This is a genomic window from Cupriavidus sp. KB_39, from assembly GCF_052114485.1.
Classification (GTDB): domain Bacteria; phylum Pseudomonadota; class Gammaproteobacteria; order Burkholderiales; family Burkholderiaceae; genus Cupriavidus.
This window is the reverse complement of record NZ_JBFREV010000002.1, coordinates 70,763-89,333: the sequence shown is the minus strand read 5'-3', so window position 1 is coordinate 89,333 and position 18,571 is coordinate 70,763. Positions and strand designations below refer to the sequence as shown.

The 18,571-nt window shown below is 67.1% G+C and carries 16 protein-coding genes; 13 read left to right on the top strand and 3 right to left on the bottom strand.

What is annotated here, in order from left to right; genetic code table 11:
• Positions 1-20: 20 nt before the first annotated feature.
• Positions 21-2,576: a DNA internalization-related competence protein ComEC/Rec2 gene (locus AB4Z27_RS01705; protein ID WP_441643827.1), complete on the top strand. Its 2,556-nt coding sequence runs from the start codon at positions 21-23 to the stop codon at positions 2,574-2,576.
• Between the two features lie 42 nt (positions 2,577-2,618).
• Here the strand turns inward: AB4Z27_RS01705 and AB4Z27_RS01700 are convergent, their stop codons facing one another.
• Positions 2,619-3,575 carry a MurR/RpiR family transcriptional regulator gene (locus tag AB4Z27_RS01700; protein WP_441643826.1) on the bottom strand — a complete coding sequence of 319 codons (957 nt, stop codon included), beginning with the start codon at positions 3,573-3,575 and terminating at the stop codon, positions 2,619-2,621.
• A gap of 259 nt (positions 3,576-3,834) precedes the next feature.
• Between AB4Z27_RS01700 and edd the strand changes: the two genes are divergently transcribed.
• The 12 genes from edd to ftsB all read left to right on the top strand — a co-directional run bounded on the left by edd (position 3,835) and on the right by ftsB (position 17,034).
• On the top strand, positions 3,835-5,721 hold the full coding sequence (gene edd, locus AB4Z27_RS01695) for a phosphogluconate dehydratase (RefSeq protein WP_441592062.1): 1,887 nt from the start codon (positions 3,835-3,837) through the stop codon (positions 5,719-5,721).
• Positions 5,722-5,909: 188 nt separating this feature from the next.
• Positions 5,910-6,428, top strand: a complete 519-nt coding sequence (locus AB4Z27_RS01690; protein WP_092292614.1) for a gluconokinase — start codon at positions 5,910-5,912, stop codon at positions 6,426-6,428.
• 243 nt (positions 6,429-6,671) lie between these two features.
• Positions 6,672-8,147, top strand: coding sequence for a circularly permuted type 2 ATP-grasp protein (locus AB4Z27_RS01685; RefSeq protein WP_441643825.1), 1,476 nt, complete (start codon positions 6,672-6,674; stop codon positions 8,145-8,147).
• Positions 8,148-8,182: 35 nt separating this feature from the next.
• Complete coding sequence (locus AB4Z27_RS01680) at positions 8,183-9,256, top strand: alpha-E domain-containing protein (RefSeq protein ID WP_092292619.1); 1,074 nt, start codon at positions 8,183-8,185, stop codon at positions 9,254-9,256.
• Positions 9,257-9,337: 81 nt separating this feature from the next.
• A complete protein-coding gene (locus AB4Z27_RS01675; protein WP_092292621.1) occupies positions 9,338-10,204 on the top strand; it encodes a transglutaminase family protein in 867 nt (288 codons plus the stop codon).
• Positions 10,205-10,356: 152 nt separating this feature from the next.
• On the top strand, positions 10,357-11,160 hold the full coding sequence (locus tag AB4Z27_RS01670; RefSeq protein WP_177219875.1) for a peptidase: 804 nt from the start codon (positions 10,357-10,359) through the stop codon (positions 11,158-11,160).
• Positions 11,161-11,199: 39 nt separating this feature from the next.
• Complete coding sequence (locus AB4Z27_RS01665) at positions 11,200-12,018, top strand: alpha/beta fold hydrolase (RefSeq protein ID WP_441592068.1); 819 nt, start codon at positions 11,200-11,202, stop codon at positions 12,016-12,018.
• A 175-nt stretch (positions 12,019-12,193) separates the two neighbouring features.
• Positions 12,194-13,852 carry a CTP synthase gene (locus AB4Z27_RS01660; protein ID WP_092292627.1) on the top strand — a complete coding sequence of 553 codons (1,659 nt, stop codon included), beginning with the start codon at positions 12,194-12,196 and terminating at the stop codon, positions 13,850-13,852.
• Positions 13,853-13,875: 23 nt separating this feature from the next.
• Entirely contained in the window at positions 13,876-14,745 is an 870-nt protein-coding gene (gene kdsA, locus AB4Z27_RS01655) for a 3-deoxy-8-phosphooctulonate synthase (RefSeq protein WP_092292629.1), read from the top strand.
• A gap of 125 nt (positions 14,746-14,870) precedes the next feature.
• The gene (locus AB4Z27_RS01650; RefSeq protein ID WP_092292631.1) at positions 14,871-15,161 is read left to right on the top strand and encodes a DUF1330 domain-containing protein; all 291 of its coding nucleotides are present in this window, start codon (positions 14,871-14,873) and stop codon (positions 15,159-15,161) included.
• Between the two features lie 76 nt (positions 15,162-15,237).
• Entirely contained in the window at positions 15,238-16,527 is a 1,290-nt protein-coding gene (gene eno / locus AB4Z27_RS01645; RefSeq protein WP_092292633.1) for a phosphopyruvate hydratase, read from the top strand.
• Positions 16,528-16,692: 165 nt separating this feature from the next.
• Positions 16,693-17,034, top strand: coding sequence for a cell division protein FtsB (ftsB, locus tag AB4Z27_RS01640; protein WP_092292635.1), 342 nt, complete (start codon positions 16,693-16,695; stop codon positions 17,032-17,034).
• 24 nt (positions 17,035-17,058) lie between these two features.
• Here the strand turns inward: ftsB and AB4Z27_RS01635 are convergent, their stop codons facing one another.
• Both AB4Z27_RS01635 and hslO read right to left on the bottom strand, forming a co-directional pair.
• The gene (locus AB4Z27_RS01635) at positions 17,059-17,400 is read right to left on the bottom strand and encodes a hypothetical protein (RefSeq protein WP_369823395.1); all 342 of its coding nucleotides are present in this window, start codon (positions 17,398-17,400) and stop codon (positions 17,059-17,061) included.
• A gap of 103 nt (positions 17,401-17,503) precedes the next feature.
• Entirely contained in the window at positions 17,504-18,511 is a 1,008-nt protein-coding gene (gene hslO, locus AB4Z27_RS01630) for an Hsp33 family molecular chaperone HslO (RefSeq protein WP_177219876.1), read from the bottom strand.
• Between the last annotated feature and the right edge of the window lie 60 nt (positions 18,512-18,571).

The window sequence follows — 18,571 nt, the reverse complement described above, 5'->3', positions numbered from 1 at the left end:
AGCGTTGTCCCGGAGGTGTGATGCGAGCTGTGCTGATGGCGTTCGTCGCTGGTTGCTGGTGGCTCCAGCAGCAGGCCGTATTGCCGTCGGCGTGGCGGTGGTGGTGGCAGGCGCTGACGGGGGCCATCGGCGTGGCGGCGCTGACGTACGTCGTGCGTTGTCGTCATGGGGATACGCCTGTTGTCAGGCGGTGGATGTGGCGCGCGGCGGTGGTGGCGCTCGCGTGCGCGGCGGGGTTCGGGTGGGCGGCATGGCGCGCCGACAGCAGGATGGTGGACTGGCTGGACCCCGCGCTGGCGGGGCGTGACATCGCGCTGCAGGGCATGGTTGCCGGGCTGCCCGATGCGGCAAGCCAGGGCACGCGCTTCCTGTTCGCGGTAAGCGGGTCGCATGAGGCGCGCCTGCCGCCACGGGTTTTGCTCACCTGGCGCGATCCGCCGGAGGCGTTGCAGCCGGGGCAGCGCTATCGGCTGACGGTCAGGCTGCGGCGGCCACGCGGGCTGGCCAATCCATATGGCTTCGACTACGCGTACTGGCTGTTGGGCGAGGGCATCGGTGCGACGGGCTATGTGCGGGACGGCGAGCCGCAGGCGGAGGCGGGGCCGTTGCCATGGGCGATTCACGTGCAGGTGTGGCGGGCGGGCTTGCGGGACCGGCTTCGTGCGGCGCTGCCGCCGGATGCGCGCTTCGGGGCCGTGCTCGTGGCGCTGGTGATCGGCGACCAGCGCGGTATCGCCACCGAGGACTGGGAGGTGTTTCGACGGACCGGCATCTCCCATCTGGTCAGCATTTCCGGTTTGCACATCACGATGATCTCGGGCGCAGCTGGCGCTTTGGCCCTGGGGTTGTGGCGGAGGTCGTTCGGGCTGGGGCGGCGGCTGCGCCGGCCCTTGCCGCTGATCTGGCCGGCGCAGCAGGCGGCGCTCGTGGTGGCGATACTGACCGCCTTGGGTTATGGACTGATCGCCGGGATGCAGGTGCCGGCGATGCGAACCGTGTGCATGCTCGCCGTGGCGGCGCTGGCATTGTGGAGTGGCCGGGCGCCGCCGGCATCGGTCGTGCTCGCGTGGGCGGCGGGCGTGGCGGTGGCGATTGACCCATGGGCCGTGATGTCGCCCGGTTTCTGGCTGTCATTCGGTGCGGTGGCGGCGATCTTTCTTGCCGCGCGGGAACCGCCGCAGCGGGCTAGGGCAGAGGGGCGGTGGCACAGGGCGAGGGCGGCTGTGGGGGCAACGCTGACGGGCGCCGCACGCACGCAGTGGGCGGTGACAGTCGGGCTCGTGCCGCTGACGCTGCTGCTGTTCGGGCAGGTGTCGGTGGTGTCCTGTCTTGCCAATGCTGTCGCCATTCCGGTGGTGAGCTTGCTCGTCACGCCGTTGGCGCTGGCGGGTGCTGTGCTGCCGGTGATTGTGGCCAGGCCGCTGCTGGCGGTCGCGCATACGACGATGACGTGGTTGTCCGATGCGCTCGCCTGGCTTGCGGCGCCAGCGTGGGCCGTTTGGGAAGCGGCGCAGGCGGGACCCGTCTGGATGGTGTTGGCGTCTGCCGGGGTGGTGTTCGTGTTGATGCCTCGCGAGCGGGCGCCGGATGTTCGGGCGGCAACGCCTTTGCGCGGCGCGCGGCCTGCTCGGCCCGCACGGCGTACGTGTCCGGCGGTGCGCGCACCGCCACGCTGGTGTGGGGCGTTGCTGATGATGCCGATGCTACTGGCGGGCCGGACGCCCGTACCGGAAGGGGAGGTCCGTGTCACGGCGCTCGATGTCGGGCAGGGCACGGCGGTGCTGGTCGAAACCAAGGCGCATGCGCTGCTCTATGACACGGGGCCGGGATACCCGTCAGGGGCCAGTGCCGGCGGGCAAGTTATCGTGCCGTGGCTGCGGGCGATGGGCGTGCGGCGGCTCGATGCGCTGATGGTCAGTCACGAAGATGCGGACCATGCCGGCGGCGTGCGCGAGGTGCTGGCCGCGGTGCCGGTGGGGCGGCGGCTGACGGGGGCGCCGCTCGATCACGGGCTCCTGATCGGATCGGCGCCGACAAAAGGCGGCGTGGCGAGCAATGCTGCGCCATGGCAGCCATGCGAGGCTGGCGCGGCATGGACGTGGAATGGCGTGCGCTTCGTCATCCTGCATCCGTCAGTGTCGGACCTCGGCAGCGCGCGGCTGGCGAGCAATGCACGCAGTTGCGTGTTGCGCGTGGCCACGGCGCACCGCAGCTTGCTGCTGACTGGCGACATTGGCGTGCGCGAGGAACAGGGGTTGATTGCCGCGGTGCCGCCGGAGGATCTGCGTGCCGATGTCCTGCTGGTGCCGCACCATGGCAGCGGCACGTCGTCGGGCGCGGCGTTCCTGCGTGCGGTGCAGCCAGAGGCGGCGGTGTTTCAGCTCGGATATGGCAACCGCTACCGGCATCCGCGCGACGATGTCTGGCGGCGGTATGGGCGCCAAGGCATCGCGCGGTATCGGACGGATGAAACGGGCGCGGTGTCGATCGTCACGGCGGGGCCGCGACTGGCGATTTCGTCATTCCGGCAGCGGGAGCGGCGGTACTGGCGCGATGCACCGGCGGCGCCGCGTTAGGCGTCGGCGCCAGCCCGGGTTGTCTCGGGAGGGCGGGAGGCGTCAGCTGCGCGAACCAGCGCGCGCGGTCTTCGGCGTCTTGGTCGCCGGGGTTTTGGCCGTGCCGCCGGTGCCGCCGGTGGCAGCCGCCACCGCTTCGCGGGACGCCGGCGCCTCAGGCGCGGCGCCGCCGATGCGGCGCTCGCGCAGGTGCGCCTTGGCACGTTGCAGGCCGGCCGCGACGGTGTCAGCGCGCTCCAGCGCCACGCCGGCAGCGAGCACGTCGCCGAGTACGAGGTGGCTGATGCGGGAGGTCATTGGCGTGTAGACCTCGCTGTCTTCCTCGACGTCGGAGAACACGCAGACGTCGGCCAGCCGGGCCAGCGGCGAGCCGCTGTGGGTCAGCGCCAGCACGCTTGCGCCGCTGGCGCGGGCGAGCGTGGCGGCGGTCAGCATGTCCCAGGTGCGGCCGCTGTTGGAGACCAGCACCGCCACGTCGCCAGGGCGCAGCAACGCGGCGGACATGCTGAAGACATGCGGGTCCGAGTAGGCCGTGGTGGGAATGCCTAGGCGGAAGAATTTGTGCTGGATATCGAGCGCGACGATGCCGGAGTTGCCGCAGCCATAAAACTCGATGCGGCGCGCGCTGGCCAGCAGGCGGATGCCGTGCTCGATCTGGTCGGCCGACAGCGCGTTGCGGACCGCCATCAGTGTGGCGATGGTGCGGTCGAAGACCTTGCCGGCGATGTCGGCCGGGCGGTCGTCGGCCTCCACGTCCTGGTGGACGAACGGCGTGCCGCCGCCCAGGTTCTGGGCGAACTGGAGTTTGAACTCCTTGAAGCCGTCGTAGCCCAGCGCGGCGCAGAAGCGGGCGATGGTCGGCTGCGAGACGCCGGCGCGTTCGGCCAGTTCGGGCATCGACAGGCGAATCACGCTGGCGCCGTGGCGGGTGACGTAGTCAGCCAGACGGCGTTCTGACGGACGGAGCGTGTCGTAGACGGCAAGGATTCGGTCGCGCATGGTGGTGCGGGTCTCGGTTGGCCATCGGCGTGGCCATTCTGGGGATTGCAGATGTAGAGATTCTACACACAATGACATGGGGATCGATCGGGAATCGTGGGCCTGCCCCCTTAGGGCTTTCCCGTATTTGCGTCGACAGCATCATATTTTCGCGAGAAAGCGGCTTCCGGCAGGCGGGAGGCCAAGGCTATAATGTAGAAAATCTACATATCGACGGGCGGTTCTTTGCCCGGCGCTCCCCACGAGGAACATTGTCGCCATGACCCAATCCGTTCACGCCGAGGTGTCGGCCGTTACGCAACGCGTTGTCGAGCGCAGCCGCGCGAGCCGCGCCGCCTATCTGGCGCGCTGCGAGCGGGCACAGCGGGAACTCGGCCCGCTGCGCGGCATGTCGTGCGCGAATCTGGCGCACGGTTACGCCGCGCTGCCGGCCGACGACAAGCTCAAGCTTCGCGTCGAGCACGCCCCGAACCTCGGCATCGTCACCGCGTACAACGACATGCTGTCGGCCCACCAGCCGTACGAGCGGTATCCGAACGTGATTCGCGAGGCGGCGCGAGCGGTGGGTGGCGTGGCCCAGGTGGCGGGCGGCGTGCCGGCGATGTGCGATGGCATCACGCAAGGCAACGCTGGCATGGAGCTGTCGCTGTTCTCGCGCGACGCCATTGCCATGGGTACGGCGGTCGCGCTCTCGCACAACACCTTCGATGCCGCGCTGATGCTCGGCGTGTGCGACAAGATCGTGCCGGGCCTGCTGATGGGGGCGCTCCAGTTCGGCCACCTGCCCATCGTCTTCGTGCCCGCTGGGCCGATGGCGACCGGTCTCTCGAACAAGGAAAAGGCGCGCGTGCGCCAGCTCTACGCCACGGGTCAGGTTGGTCGCGATGTCTTGCTGGAGGCCGAATGCGCCGCCTACCACGGCGCCGGCACCTGCACCTTCTACGGCACGGCCAACAGCAACCAGTTCCTGATGGAAATCATGGGCTTGCACATGCCGGGCTCGGCCTTCGTGCACCCGGACAGCGGACTGCGCGATGCGCTGACGGCGGCCGCGGCACAGCGCGCGCTGGCGCTGATCGCGCGCGGCAACGCGTACACGCCGCTCGCCCAGATCGTGGACGAGCGGGCCATCGTCAACGCCATGGTCGGCCTGCTGGCCACGGGCGGTTCCACGAACCATACGATCCACCTTGTCGCCATGGCGCGTGCCGCCGGCATCGTCATCGACTGGAATGACTTCGACCGCCTGTCGGCGGTCACGCCGCTGCTGGCGCGCGTCTATCCGAACGGCTCGGCCGATGTGAACCACTTCCACGCCGCCGGCGGCGTGGCCTATGTGATTGGCCAACTGCTCGAAGCCGGGTTGCTGCACGAGGACGTCCAGACCGTGATGGGGCAAGGGCTGGCGCGCTACACCGAGGAGCCGGTGATGACCGACGGCGCGCTGCGCTGGCGCGACGGTCCGACCACGAGTGGCGATGCCGCCGTGCTGGCACCGGCGTCGGCGCCGTTCTCGAAGGAGGGCGGGCTGCGCCTGATGGCCGGCAACCTCGGCCGGGGCGTGATCAAGGTGTCGGCCGTGGCCGACGAGCACCGTATCGTGGAGGCCCCGGCCCGCGTGTTCGACTCCCAGGAGGCGCTGCAAGTCGCCTTCGAGGCCGACGAACTGAATCGCGACGTGGTGGCGGTGGTCCGCTTCCAGGGGCCGAACGCCAACGGCATGCCCGAGTTGCACCGCCTCACGCCGGCACTCGGCGCACTGCAGGATGCCGGCCACAAGGTGGCGCTGGTGACCGATGGCCGCATGTCGGGCGCGTCCGGCAAGGTACCGGCGGTGATCCATGTGGGTCCGGAGGCGCTTGTAGGCGGCCCGTTGGCGCGGCTGCGCGATGGCGACCGGATTCGTGTGGATGCCGTAGCCGGCACATTGACCATGGTCGGCGATGCCGCCGCGCACGCCGAATTCGCCGCGCGCATCCCGGCGACCGCGCCGGACGACGATTTTGCGCGCTTCAGCATGGGGCGCGGCCTGTTCGGACTGTTCCGGCGCCATGCCCGGATCGCCGAAGAAGGCGGTAGCGCCCTGGACTTGTCCGAGGCCGACGCCGCGCCCGCTGTCCAAACGGCCGGCGTGGTCGCACAATAGGCGGGCGCCCAACTTGCCCTGCACGCACTTAGTCGTCGTTTAGTCATCGTTTAGTCGTTTTACGATTTTCAGCAATCGCCGCGGCCAGGTATCTCCATGCCGCGGTGCACCTTCGCGCCACGTCTTTCGCGCCCGAAGGCTACCGACAAGGATGGCCCGACCATCCGACCATGATCGACGGAGCAGACATGATCTATATCCTGATGGGCGTTTCCGGCAGCGGGAAAACCACGGTCGGCCAGTTGCTGGCCAGCCAGCTGCATTGCGGCTTCCACGATGCCGACGCCTTCCACAGCGAGGCCAACAAGGCCAAGATGCACAACGGCATTCCGCTGACCGATGAGGACCGCTGGCCCTGGCTGGCCGCGATGCGCGCCGCCATCGACACCGCCCGGGCCGAGGGCCGCACCCACGTTTTCACCTGCTCGGCGCTGCGCCAGACCTACCGCGACCGCCTGACCCCGCCCGACGGCGGTGTGACCTTCGTCTTCATGAAGGGCGACGCCGGCACCATCGGCAGCCGGCTGTCGGCGCGCACGGACCATTTCTTCAACCCGGCGCTGCTGCAAAGCCAGTTCGACACCCTCGAGGAGCCACGCGACGCGCTGGTGCTGGACATCCGCCGCACGCCCGAGGCGCTGGTCCAGGACATCCTGGACAAGTGCCCGCCCGAGTCGGCCGCCTGCTCCGGCAAGCCCGCCGCCTGATCTGAACTGACCTGAAGCCGCCAGCCAGCCCTTGGCGCCGTGCCTTCGGCGGCGCCTGGCTGGCAAGCATCTTGCTAAACCGATTCGCGTGCCGGCGCGCGTGACCCTTGCGGGTTTTGCCGGTGCGGATATGCTGAAAGAGCCAACTCGACAAGGCATCGACAAACGGGCGACCGGGGAGACGGCACGGCACGGTCAGTACGAGGCCGGCGCGGGCGCCCATTTCACGAAGGAGCGGCCATCATGGCGGCGCGGTTTTTCGACGAGATGCTGGAAGGGCGGGAGGACGGAGCAGTGGCGGCCATCGAGGCCGGACAGACGCTGCCGTCAGGGGCGGTCAGGGCCCACTACCGCAATTTTGCGGACTGGATCGGGCGGCAGTCCGGTTCGACGATGGACAACAAACGCGCCGAGGCGGACCTTATCTTCCGGCGCGTGGGCATTACCTTTGCCGTCTACGGCGACAAGGACGAGTCGAACAGCGGCACCGAGCGCACGATTCCGTTCGATGTGATTCCGCGCATCTTCCCGGCCAGCGAGTGGGCCACGCTCGAGCGCGGCCTGCGGCAGCGCGTGGCGGCGCTGAACCGGTTCATCCACGATATCTACCACGGCCAGGACATCATCCGCGCCGGCGTGATTCCGCCCGACCAGATCTACAACAACGCCCAATACCGGCCGGAGATGCTCGGCGTGGATGTGCCGCGCGACATTTATGCCCATGTGGCCGGCATCGACGTGGTGCGGGCCGGCGAGGGCGAGTTCTACGTGCTCGAGGACAACCTCCGGGTGCCGTCCGGCGTTTCGTACATGCTGGAAAACCGCAAGATGATGATGCGGTTGTTCCCGGAGCTGTTCGCGCGCAACCGGGTGGCGCCGGTGGCGCACTATCCCGACCTGCTGCTGGACATGCTGCGCAGTGTCTCGCCCCAGAACATCGCCGATCCCACCGTGGTCGTGCTCACGCCGGGCATGTACAACTCGGCGTACTTCGAGCATGCATTCCTGGCTCAACAGATGGGCGTGGAACTGGTGGAGGGCAGCGACCTGTTCGTCGAGGACGAGCACCTCTATATGCGGACCACGCAGGGGCCGCAGCGCATTGACGTGATCTACCGGCGCGTGGATGACGACTTCCTTGATCCCCTCGCATTTCGTCCAGATTCGGCGCTCGGTGCGGCCGGGCTGCTGTCGGTCTACCGGGCCGGCAATGTGACGATCAGCAACGCCATCGGCACGGGCGTGGCCGACGACAAGTCGATTTACCCCTACGTGCCGGACATGATCCGCTTCTATCTGGGCGAGGAGGCCATCCTCAACAACGTGCCGACCTATATGTGCCGGCGCCCGGACGATCTCCAGTTCGTGCTCGACCATATGGCCGACCTCGTGGTCAAGGAAACCCACGGCGCGGGCGGCTACGGCATGCTGGTCGGACCGGCGGCCACGCGCGCCGAGATCGACCAGTTCCGCGAGGTGGTGAAATCGCGCCCCGAGCAGTACATCGCCCAGCCGACGCTGGCGCTGTCCACCTGCCCGACCTATGTGGAGTCGGGCATCGCGCCGCGCCATATCGACCTGCGGCCGTTCGTGCTGTCGGGCAAGGAGGTGCGCATGGTGCCGGGCGGGCTGACCCGCGTGGCGCTGCGCGAAGGGTCATTGGTGGTCAACTCCTCTCAGGGGGGCGGCACCAAGGACACCTGGGTGCTGGAGCGCTGAGCCATGGAACACGCCGATCGCCGGGAGAACCCATCATGTTGAGCCGCACCGCCGACCATCTGTTCTGGATGTCCCGCTATACCGAGCGCGCCGAGAACACCGCGCGCATGCTCGATGTCAATTACCAGACCTCGCTGCTGCCGCAGTCCGCCGAAGTGGCCGAGCAGGGCTGGTGGGCGATGCTCGATATTTCCGAGCTGACCCACGCCTTCGACCACAAGTACGGGCTGCTGCACCGCGACGACGTGATCGACTTCATGGTTCGCGACATGACCAATCCGTCGTCGATCATGAGCTGCCTGCGCGCGGCGCGCGAGAACGCCCGCGCGGTGCGCGGCTCGCTGACCACCGAGGTCTGGGAGACGCTGAACACCACCTGGCTGGATGTGCAGCGCATCATTGCCGAGGGTGAGCTGCGCGACGACCCGTCCCGCTTCTTCGAATGGGTCAAGTTCCGCTCGCATCTGGCGCGTGGCGTGCAGTTCGGCACCATGCTCAAGGACGACGCCTTCCACTTCATGCGGCTCGGCACCTTCCTGGAGCGGGCGGACAACACCGCGCGGATCCTCGATGTCAAGTTCCAGGCCTCCGGCCGGCGCGACGAGGACGATCTCGCTTTCCAGGGCGGCCAATCGCAGAGCCAGAGCCAGGGCGGGGGATTCCGGAGTCAGTCCCAATCCCAGTCCCAGGACGGTAGCGGGCAGTCCCAGAGCCAGTTGCAGAACGATGACCTGAACCGCGAGCAGAACGACTTCTATCACTGGGCAGCCGTGCTGCGCTCGGTGTCCGGCTTCGAGGTGTATCGCAAGATCTATCGCGCCGTGATCACGCCGCAACGCGTGGCGGAGCTGTTGATCCTGCGGCCGGACATGCCGCGCTCGCTGGTGTCGAGCATGGACGAGGTGGTCGCCATTCTCGCGCTGGTGGCCAACCAGCAGTCGTCGGAGACGGAGCGCCAGGCTGGTAAACTCCACGCCGACCTGAAATACGCGCGCATCGACGACATCTTCGCCGTTGGCCTGCACGCCTACCTGACCAGCTTCCTGGAGCGCATTGGCGATCTCGGCAACGGCATCAGCCGGGACTTCCTCGTCCCGCTGGCTGCCTGACGAGGTGCCGGGCACGCCACACCGTTGCCGGATCGGGCGGGTGGCGGGCCGGGCACCGGTCGCCGCGGCGCGTGCCTTATCGTGAAATACAAGATCCACCACAAGACGGTCTACCGTTACACCGAGCCAGTGCGCCGCAGCGTGCACGAACTGCGGCTCGCGCCGCGTTCGGGGCCGCTTCAGTCCGTGCAGGGCTGGACGCTGACCGCACCCGGCAACCTGTCCGAGGCCCGCGACGGCTTTGGCAACATCGTCCATAACTTCACGCTGTCCGGCCCCGCCCAGACGATTTCGATCACGGCGACTGGCGAAGTGGAAGTGATGATTGCGCCGCTAAAAGAAGCGGGGGCGCCCGGCCACCATGGCTTCCACGACCAGCCGGACGCCGGCGAGTCGCGCGTGTCGCCCCTGTACTTTGCCGCCGCCACGCCGCTCACGCAGGCCCCGGCCGCGCTGCGCGCGTTCGCCGCGCCGTTCCTGGCCGCCGGCCACGACGTGCCGGCGTTGCTGGCGCTGGCCGATGGCATCGCGGACCGCGTGCGCTACAGTGCCAACACCACCCACGTCGGTACCAGCGCCGCCGATGCCTTCGCGCTCGGCAGCGGCGTCTGCCAGGACCAGGCGCAGGTGATGGTGGCCGCGTGCCGCGCCTTCGGCATTCCGGCGCGCTATGTCAGTGGTTACTTCTATGACCCGGCCGCCACGTCGATGGCCAGCCACGCCTGGGCCGATGTCTGCCTGGACGCCGCCAGCGCGCTCTGGTGCAGCATCGACGTGACGCACCGTTGCCTGACCGATGGCCGTCACGTACGCCTTGCCGTGGGGCGTGACTACGCCTCGGCTGCACCAATTCGGGGCATTCTGGAGGGCGGGACGGGCGAGACGATGGAAGTCGAGATCGCCATCACCCCGATTCCGCCGATGCCAGCGGTACCGGTCGCTGACTGACCCCACCCCGGGCAGCAATCCTTTCCATCAGACGGCCGTTCGAAGCGACCGATGCCGCCGAGGCGGCTCGCGCCGCGCTAGGGCGCTAGAATGCAAGCTTGCCCCTGAGCGCGCCGCCGAGCCGGCGCGCGGCCAAAACCAACAAGATTCCCATGACGTACTGTGTAGCCATGCGGCTGGATGCCGGCCTGGTATTCCTGTCAGATTCCCGCACCAACGCCGGCGTGGACGCCATTTCCACGGCCCGCAAGATGACCGTGTTCGAAGAGCCGGGCGACCGCGTGATGGTGATGATGACCGCCGGCAACCTCGCGATCAGTCAGTCGGTGCGCCAATGCCTGGCAGAGGGCCGCGACGAGAAGCGCTCGCTGTGGACCGCGCGGGACATGTTCGAGGCCGCTACCATCGTCGGCGACGCCGTGCGCGCCGTGCACAAGCGCGATGCCCATGCGCTGCGCGATGCCGGCATCGAATTCAACGTGAGTCTGGTCTTCGGCGGTCAGATTCGCGGCGAGCGGCCGCGCCTGTTCAATATCTATGCGGCCGGCAACTTCGTCGAATCGACACCGGAAAATTGCTATTTCCAGATTGGCGAGGCCAAGTACGGCAAGCCGATCATCGACCGCGTGGTGTCGCCGTCGCTGCCGCTGGGCGAGGCCGCCAAGTGCGCGCTGATCTCGATGGACTCGACGCTGAAATCGAATATCTCCGTGGGCCTGCCGCTGGACCTGCTGGTCTATGAGGCCGACGCGCTGCGCGTGACTCGCTTCGTCAGTATCGACGAACGCAACGCCTACTTCCGCATGATTCGCGACACGTGGGGCCACCGCCTGCGCCAGGTGTTCGGCGAGATCTGCAACCCCGAGTGGGATGCGGCGGAGCCGGCGGAATTCCCGCTCGCGCGCGATGACGCCGACCGCTGGGGCCAGCCTGTCCGGGCCCGCCGCGAACACTGATCGCCGCTTCCCCGGCATTCCACCCTCCCAAGACGCCGCATGCGCGACATCCTGCTGTTTTCGCACGCCAACGGCTTCCCGGTGCGCACGTATCGGAAGCTGTTCGGTGCACTGGAAGACGATTTCGATATCCGCGCCGTGGAGCGCTACGGCCATGACCCGAAGTACCCGGTCACGCGCGAGTGGCCGCATCTCGTGGAGGAATTGCTAGACGAGCTGGACCGCGCCACGCGTGATGGCACCGAGCGCCCGGTGTGGCTGGTCGGCCATTCGCTGGGCGGCTTCTTGTCCCTGATGGCCGCGCTGCGCCGGCCCGCGCGGGTGCGCGGGGTGGTCATGCTCGACTCGCCGGTGATTGCCGGCTGGCGCGCCGGGCTGCTGCGTTTCTCGCAAATATTCGGCCTCGACGAAAAGCCTGGTCCGGCGGCCGTGACGAAGAACCGCCGCACCCATTGGCCAGACGCCGAGGCAGTGCGTCATCACTTCCTCTCCAAGAAGAATTTCGCGATATGGGATCCGGAGGTCCTGAGCGACTACGCCGAGCATGGCACCGAGCCGACCGGCCACGCTGGCGAGCGGCGGCTGCGCTTCGACCGCGAGGTGGAATACAAGATCTACCGGACCCTGCCGACCAGCCTGGGGCGCAAGGTGTCGCAGGGCGCGCCGGTGCCGGTGGGCTTCGTCGCCGGCACGCGCTCGCGCGAGGTGCGTCAGTGCGGCCTGGGCGCCACGCGCCGGCTGGTGGGCGAGCACCTGCGCTTCATCGAGGGCGGCCATCTTTATCCGATGGAAAAGCCGCTCGAAACCGCCGCGCTGGTGCGTGACCTGATCGGCAAGATCCGGCAGGAATCGCGGTAGACGCCGGTTAGCAGGCGGGCAGGGCGGCGCCCGTGCGGCGCATTGGGCGCAAGGAGGTGCAATGCGGCGCAACCGGGTAGCACCCCGCGGGGTTTCACCCCGGCTGTCACAATTTCCGGGGCCGCGCGGGACGGCCGCTCATGTATAATCCCGATTTCCCCGGCAAGCTCGGTTTATGACCAAATTCGTCTTCGTCACCGGTGGCGTCGTCTCTTCTCTCGGCAAGGGCATCGCTGCTGCTTCGCTCGCGGCCATTCTCGAGTCGCGCGGCCTCAAAGTCACCCTCCTCAAGCTCGATCCCTACATCAACGTCGATCCCGGCACGATGAGCCCCTTCCAGCACGGCGAGGTGTTCGTGACCGAAGATGGCGCGGAAACCGACCTCGACCTGGGCCACTATGAGCGCTTCGTTTCCGCCAAGATGCGGAAATCGAACAACTTCACGACTGGTCAGATCTACGAATCGGTGATCCGCAAGGAACGCCGGGGCGAGTATCTCGGCAAGACCGTGCAGGTCATCCCCCATATCACCAACGAAATCCAGGCATTCGTGGAGCGCGGCGCGGCTGCCTCGCACGAGGGCAAGGCTGACGTGGCGCTGGTGGAAATCGGCGGCACGGTGGGAGATATCGAATCCCTGCCGTTCCTCGAGGCCGCACGCCAGATGAGCCTGCGCATGGGCCGCAACCACTGCGCCTTCGTGCACCTGACGCTGGTGCCGTTCATCGCCAGCGCTGGCGAGCTGAAGACCAAGCCGACCCAGCACTCGGTGCAAAAGCTGCGCGAAATCGGCATTTCGCCGACGGCGCTGCTGTGCCGCGCCGACCGCCCGATTCCGGACGACGAGCGCGCCAAGATCTCGCTGTTCGCCAACATTCCGCAGGAAGCCGTGATCTCGGTCTGGGATGCCGACAGCATCTACAAGATCCCGCAGATGCTCAACGAGCAGGGCCTGGACCGCCTGATCTGCGAGGAACTGCGCCTGGATCCGAAGCCGGCCGACCTGTCGATGTGGCAGAAGCTGGTCAACGCGCAAGAAAACCCCGAGCACGAAATCACGATCGGCATGGTCGGCAAGTACGTCGACCTGACCGAGTCGTACAAGTCGCTGATCGAGGCACTGCGCCACGCCGGCATGCATACCGCCACGCGTGTGAACATCGAGTACATCGATTCCGAGGAACTGGAATCCGGCCATCTGGAAGTGCTCCAGCCGCTGGACGCCATCCTGGTGCCGGGCGGCTTCGGCAAGCGCGGCACGGAAGGCAAGATCCGCGCGATCCAGTACGCCCGCGAGAACAAGGTGCCGTACCTGGGCATCTGCCTGGGCATGCAGCTGGCCGTGATCGAGTTTGCCCGCCACGTGGCGAACATGCCCGATGCCAACTCGACCGAGTTCAACCTCGAGACCGAGCATCCGGTGGTCGCGCTGATCACCGAATGGCTGGACCGCGAAGGCAAGGTCGAGCAGCGCTCGGCCGATTCCGACCTCGGCGGCACGATGCGCCTGGGCGCCCAGCGCGTACCGGTGAAGCCCGGCACCAAAGCCGCCCAGATCTATGGCGAAGAAGTGAACGAGCGCCATCGCCATCGTTACGAAGTCAACAATCACTACGTGCCGCAGCTTGAGGGCGCGGGCATGGTCATTTCGGCCCGTACCCCGACGGAAAACCTGCCGGAGATGATGGAGCTGCCCGAGAGCCTCCACCCGTGGTTCGTCGGCGTGCAGTTCCACCCGGAATTCACGTCCACGCCGCGTGACGGCCATCCGCTGTTCAAGGCCTACGTGGAAGGCGCGCTGGCCAGCCAGCAGCGCAAGGGCAAGTCCGCCTGAGCGCGCCTAGAGAAGGAGCAGCCATGAAACTGTGTGGATTCGATGTCGGCCTCGACCAGCCGTTCTTCCTGATTTCCGGGCCGTGCGTGATCGAGTCCGAGCAGATGGCGCTGGACACGGCCGGCCAGCTCAAGGAAATCACGTCGGCGCTGGGCATTCCGTTCATCTACAAGTCGTCGTTCGACAAGGCCAACCGGTCGTCGGGCAAGTCGTTCCGCGGTCTCGGCATGGAAAAGGGTCTGGAGATCCTGGCCACCGTGAAGCGCGAGATCGGCGTGCCGGTGCTCACGGACATCCACGAGATCGACGAGATCAAGCCCGTCGCTGCCGTGGTGGACGTGCTCCAGACGCCGGCCTTCCTGTGCCGCCAGACTGATTTCATCCGTGCCTGCGCGCAGAGCGGCAAGCCGGTGAACATCAAGAAGGGCCAGTTCCTGGCGCCGCACGACATGAAAAATGTGATCGATAAGGCGCGTGAAGCGGCTCGCGAGGCCGGTCTGCCCGACGACGTGTTCATGGCCTGCGAGCGTGGTGTCTCCTTCGGCTACAACAATCTGGTCTCGGACATGCGCTCGCTGGCGATCATGCGCGAGACCGCCGCCCCGGTGGTGTTCGACGCCACGCACTCGGTGCAGTTGCCGGGCGGGCAGGGCACGAGTTCGGGCGGCCAGCGCGAGTTCGTGCCGGTGCTGTCGCGTGCCGCCGTGGCGACCGGCGTGGCCGGCCTGTTCATGGAAACGCACCCGGACCCGAGCAAGGCGATGTCGGACGGCCCTAACGCCGTGCCGCTGTCGCGGATGAAGGAATTGCTGTCGGTCCTCAAGGATCTCGATGCGCTGACCAAGCGCGCCGGCTTCCTCGAAGACAACTTCAGCTGGCCGGCCTGCGCCTGAGCCAGTGTTGGCAATGACCGCCCGCGCCTGTCGCGGGCGGAATCGTTTCCGGCCCGCATGGTCCATCCTGCACCGACCGTGACGCGCCGTATCGAAAGACAATACAAAAGATTCGGAGATCGCCCATGGCCGCCGGCTTTATCATCGCGTACGTCGACGTGACAGACCCCCAGCAATACGAGCAGTACAAGGTGCTTTCCACGCGCGCCATGCAGGCGCACGGCGCCGAGGTGCTCGTGCGCGGCGGCAAGACCGAGCCGCTCGAGGGGGAATGGGCGCCCACGCGCGTCGTGCTGCTGAAATTCCCGAGCTATGAGGCCGCCAAGACCTTCTACGCGAGCGAGGAGTACCTGGCCGCGCGGGAGTCGCGCGCGCACGCGGCGAAGATGAACATGATCGTTGTCGAGGGCGCCTGACCATCGTCGGCATGATTTGTCACGGTTGGCGGGCATTCTTGCGCAGTCACCAGATTCAACAGTCCAGAGAGGAAATATGAGTGCAATCGTAGATATCATCGGTCGCGAAGTTCTCGACTCGCGTGGCAACCCCACGGTCGAGTGCGACGTGCTGCTGGAATCCGGCGTGATGGGCCGTGCGGCCGTGCCGTCGGGCGCGTCCACGGGTTCGCGGGAGGCCATCGAGCTGCGTGACGGCGACAAGTCGCGCTACCTGGGCAAGGGCGTGCTGAAGGCCGTCGAGCACATCAACACCGAGATCTCCGAAGCCATCATGGGCCTGGACGCCTCCGAGCAGGCGTTCCTGGACCGCACGCTGATCGAGCTGGACGGCACCGAGAACAAGGGCCGCCTGGGCGCCAACGCCATGCTGGCCGTGTCGATGGCCGTGGCCAAGGCCGCTGCCGAGGAAGCCGGCCTGCCGCTGTACCGCTACTTCGGCGGTTCGGGCGCGATGCAGATGCCGGTGCCGATGATGAACATCGTCAACGGTGGCGCGCACGCCAACAACAGCCTGGATATCCAGGAATTCATGATCATGCCGGTCTCGCAGACCAGCTTCCGTGAAGCCCTGCGCTGCGGCGCCGAAGTCTTCCACGCGCTCAAGAAGATCCTGGCCGACAAGGGCATGTCCACGGCCGTGGGCGACGAAGGCGGCTTCGCGCCGAATTTCTCGTCGAACGAGGAATGCCTGAACACGGTGGTGCAGGCCATCGAGAAGGCTGGCTACAAGGCCGGCGAAGACGTGCTGCTGGCGCTGGACTGCGCCGCCACCGAGTTCTACCACGAGGCCGAGGACGTCTACCAGCTGGAAGGCGAAGGCCTGAAGCTGTCGTCGACGCAATTCGCCGACTACCTGGCCAACCTGTGCGACAAGTTCCCGATCGTCTCGATCGAGGACGGCATGGCCGAGGGCGACTGGGAAGGCTGGAAGACGCTGACCGAGAAGCTGGGCGAGCGCATCCAGCTGGTGGGTGACGACCTGTTCGTGACCAACACGAAGATCCTGAAGGAAGGCATCGACAAGGGCATCGGCAACTCGATCCTGATCAAGATCAACCAGATCGGCACGCTGACCGAGACCTTCGCCGCCATCGAGATGGCGAAGCGCGCCGGTTACACGGCCGTGATCTCGCACCGCTCGGGCGAGACCGAGGACAGCACGATTGCCGACATCGCCGTGGGCACCAACGCTGGCCAGATCAAGACCGGCTCGCTGTCGCGTTCGGACCGTATCTCGAAGTACAACCAACTGCTGCGCATCGAGGAAGACCTCGGTGACATCGCTACGTACCCGGGCAAGAGCGCGTTCTACAACCTGCGCTAAGTCCCGAATCTCCCCCTCCCGCCCCGGGAGCGGGGAGATCTCCCCCGCCGCGACACGTTCGTGTTGCAGAGTGTTGCGTTTTTTCAGGCCGATAATTTTGCATTCTTCGGCCGCATAAGGGATCATTGTGGCGGTCGTCAATCTGACGATATCCAATTTGCCCCAATGCGTCTGATTTCCCTGCTGCTGTTCGTGCTGCTGCTCGCCATCCAGTATCCGCTCTGGCTGGGGAAGGGCGGCTGGCTGCGCGTATGGGACCTGAACCGCCAAGTGCAGGAACAGACCACCCACAATCAGGCGCTCAAGCTTCGCAATGCCAAGCTGGAAGGGGAAGTCAGCGACCTCCAGGACGGCACCGGTGCGATCGAGGAACGTGCCCGCTACGAGCTGGGCATGGTGAAGGAGAGCGAGGTGTTCGTGCAGTTCGTGGCCCCGGCCCCGAAGGTCAGCGCCACGCCGCCGCTACCGCCGCCGCCGAATTCCGTTGCCGGCAAGGGCGGTCACTGAGTCGGCTTCGACGCGTTTATCGGCCTACCACCCATACGGGTAGCCACCCCAGCCGCCACCCCAGTATCCCGGGCTGCTCACGCCCACGCCGCCGCCCCAGCGGCCGCCACCCCACCCACCGTAGTACAGACTCCAGTTCGTGTTCGGATAGGCGTACGCCCATGCCTCGGCCTGCTGCTGCCGGGCGATGGCCGCTTCCTGGTCGCGCAGGATCTGCTGGTTCAGTTGCGTCAGCGACTGGCTTTCCTCGGGCGTGATCGGTGCTGGCGGCACGCCGTTGGGCATCAGCCGGGCCGTGGCCGGCGAGCCGTTGATATCGCGCGGCACGGGAGACGCGCAGCCGGCCAGCAGCGCCATGGCCAGCATCGCCACAGCGCCCGCCGGCCCGAGGCGGGAACAGGAGGAGCGGGGGCGATGGTCGGCTTGCATGGCGGGTGTCCTCAAATCATGGATTCCGGGCGGGGGCGGCTCAGTGTTGCTGGTGCGCGCCGTCGCCGGCACCGGTGGCCACGGGCGCGGTGAACAGCTGGGCGCTGTCCACGGGGTCGAACTCATAGCGCTGGCCGCAGAAGTCGCAGTGGATCTCCACGTGGCCGCGCTCGGCGATGATGCTCTCCACCTCGGCCTGGCCCAGCGACTGGAGCATGCCCGCCACCTTGGCGCGCGAGCACGAGCACTGAAAATGCGGCGTCATCGGCTCGAAGACGCGCAGCCCGGTGGCCTGCAGGTCTTCCCAGAACAGGCGGCGCAGCAGCGTGTCCGGCGACTCCACCAGCAACTCCTCCTCCTTGAGCGTGGCGCCGAGCTGGCAGGCGCGGTCCCAGGTGTCGAGGTCCTGCGCGCGGCCAGCCTCGTCAAGTGCCGCGCCGGTCTCGCCCACTTCCATCGTGCCGCCGTACGACGGCAACTTCTGCAGTAGCATGCCGGCCGCCACCTGGTCGTTCGAGGCGAGCCACAGGCGCGTGTCGAGCTGCTCGGACGCCTGCATGTAATGCTCCAGCACCGCGCCGATCGACGACAGCGGGCCGTGCTCGTCCGACAGCGGGACGATGCCCTGATAGGCCTGCTGGCCCGGCAGCTTGTCCTGCGGGTCGAGCGTGATCGCAAAGCGGCCCTGGCCGTGCACGTTCACCATCTGCCTGAGCGTGGCGTCGTCGGCGATCTCGACGTCTTCGGCGATCTTGGCCGTGGCGCGCATCGAGAGGTCCGACAGGCATTCCACCACCAGCATCCGCACCGGGCCGTCGCCATGCAGCTGCATGACGAGTGCCCCGTTGAACTTGAGATTGGCTGACAGCAGCGCCGCCGCCGCCATCATCTCGCCCAGCAGGCGCCGCACCGGCGCCGGATAGGCATGGCGGTTGAGCACCTCTTGCCAGGTGGCCTCCATGCGGACCAGTTCGCCGCGCACCGGGGCGGCGTCGAACAGGAATTTCTGAAGGGTGTCGGGATTCGAGGTTGCGGTCACGTTCGTCATCTATCTAGCGGTAAGGCGCGGGTTGCGGGCGCGCGGGCGGGGCCGCGCGCTGGTATGTCA

Bases quoted from the DNA above. Each gene is read 5' to 3' on its own strand.
- eno (WP_092292633.1), top strand. From the start codon at position 15,238: ATGAGTGCAATCGTAGATATCATCGGTCGCGAAGTTCTCGACTCGCGT.
- kdsA (WP_092292629.1), top strand. From the start codon at position 13,876: ATGAAACTGTGTGGATTCGATGTCGGCCTCGACCAGCCGTTCTTCCTG.
- AB4Z27_RS01705 (WP_441643827.1), top strand. From the start codon at position 21: ATGCGAGCTGTGCTGATGGCGTTCGTCGCTGGTTGCTGGTGGCTCCAG.
- AB4Z27_RS01685 (WP_441643825.1), top strand. From the start codon at position 6,672: ATGGCGGCGCGGTTTTTCGACGAGATGCTGGAAGGGCGGGAGGACGGA.
- AB4Z27_RS01665 (WP_441592068.1), top strand. From the start codon at position 11,200: ATGCGCGACATCCTGCTGTTTTCGCACGCCAACGGCTTCCCGGTGCGC.
- hslO (WP_177219876.1), bottom strand. From the start codon at position 18,511: ATGACGAACGTGACCGCAACCTCGAATCCCGACACCCTTCAGAAATTC.
- AB4Z27_RS01680 (WP_092292619.1), top strand. From the start codon at position 8,183: ATGTTGAGCCGCACCGCCGACCATCTGTTCTGGATGTCCCGCTATACC.
- AB4Z27_RS01635 (WP_369823395.1), bottom strand. From the start codon at position 17,400: ATGCTGGCCATGGCGCTGCTGGCCGGCTGCGCGTCTCCCGTGCCGCGC.
- edd (WP_441592062.1), top strand. From the start codon at position 3,835: ATGACCCAATCCGTTCACGCCGAGGTGTCGGCCGTTACGCAACGCGTT.
- AB4Z27_RS01690 (WP_092292614.1), top strand. From the start codon at position 5,910: ATGATCTATATCCTGATGGGCGTTTCCGGCAGCGGGAAAACCACGGTC.
- AB4Z27_RS01660 (WP_092292627.1), top strand. From the start codon at position 12,194: ATGACCAAATTCGTCTTCGTCACCGGTGGCGTCGTCTCTTCTCTCGGC.
- AB4Z27_RS01670 (WP_177219875.1), top strand. From the start codon at position 10,357: ATGACGTACTGTGTAGCCATGCGGCTGGATGCCGGCCTGGTATTCCTG.
- AB4Z27_RS01700 (WP_441643826.1), bottom strand. From the start codon at position 3,575: ATGCGCGACCGAATCCTTGCCGTCTACGACACGCTCCGTCCGTCAGAA.
- ftsB (WP_092292635.1), top strand. From the start codon at position 16,693: ATGCGTCTGATTTCCCTGCTGCTGTTCGTGCTGCTGCTCGCCATCCAG.
- AB4Z27_RS01650 (WP_092292631.1), top strand. From the start codon at position 14,871: ATGGCCGCCGGCTTTATCATCGCGTACGTCGACGTGACAGACCCCCAG.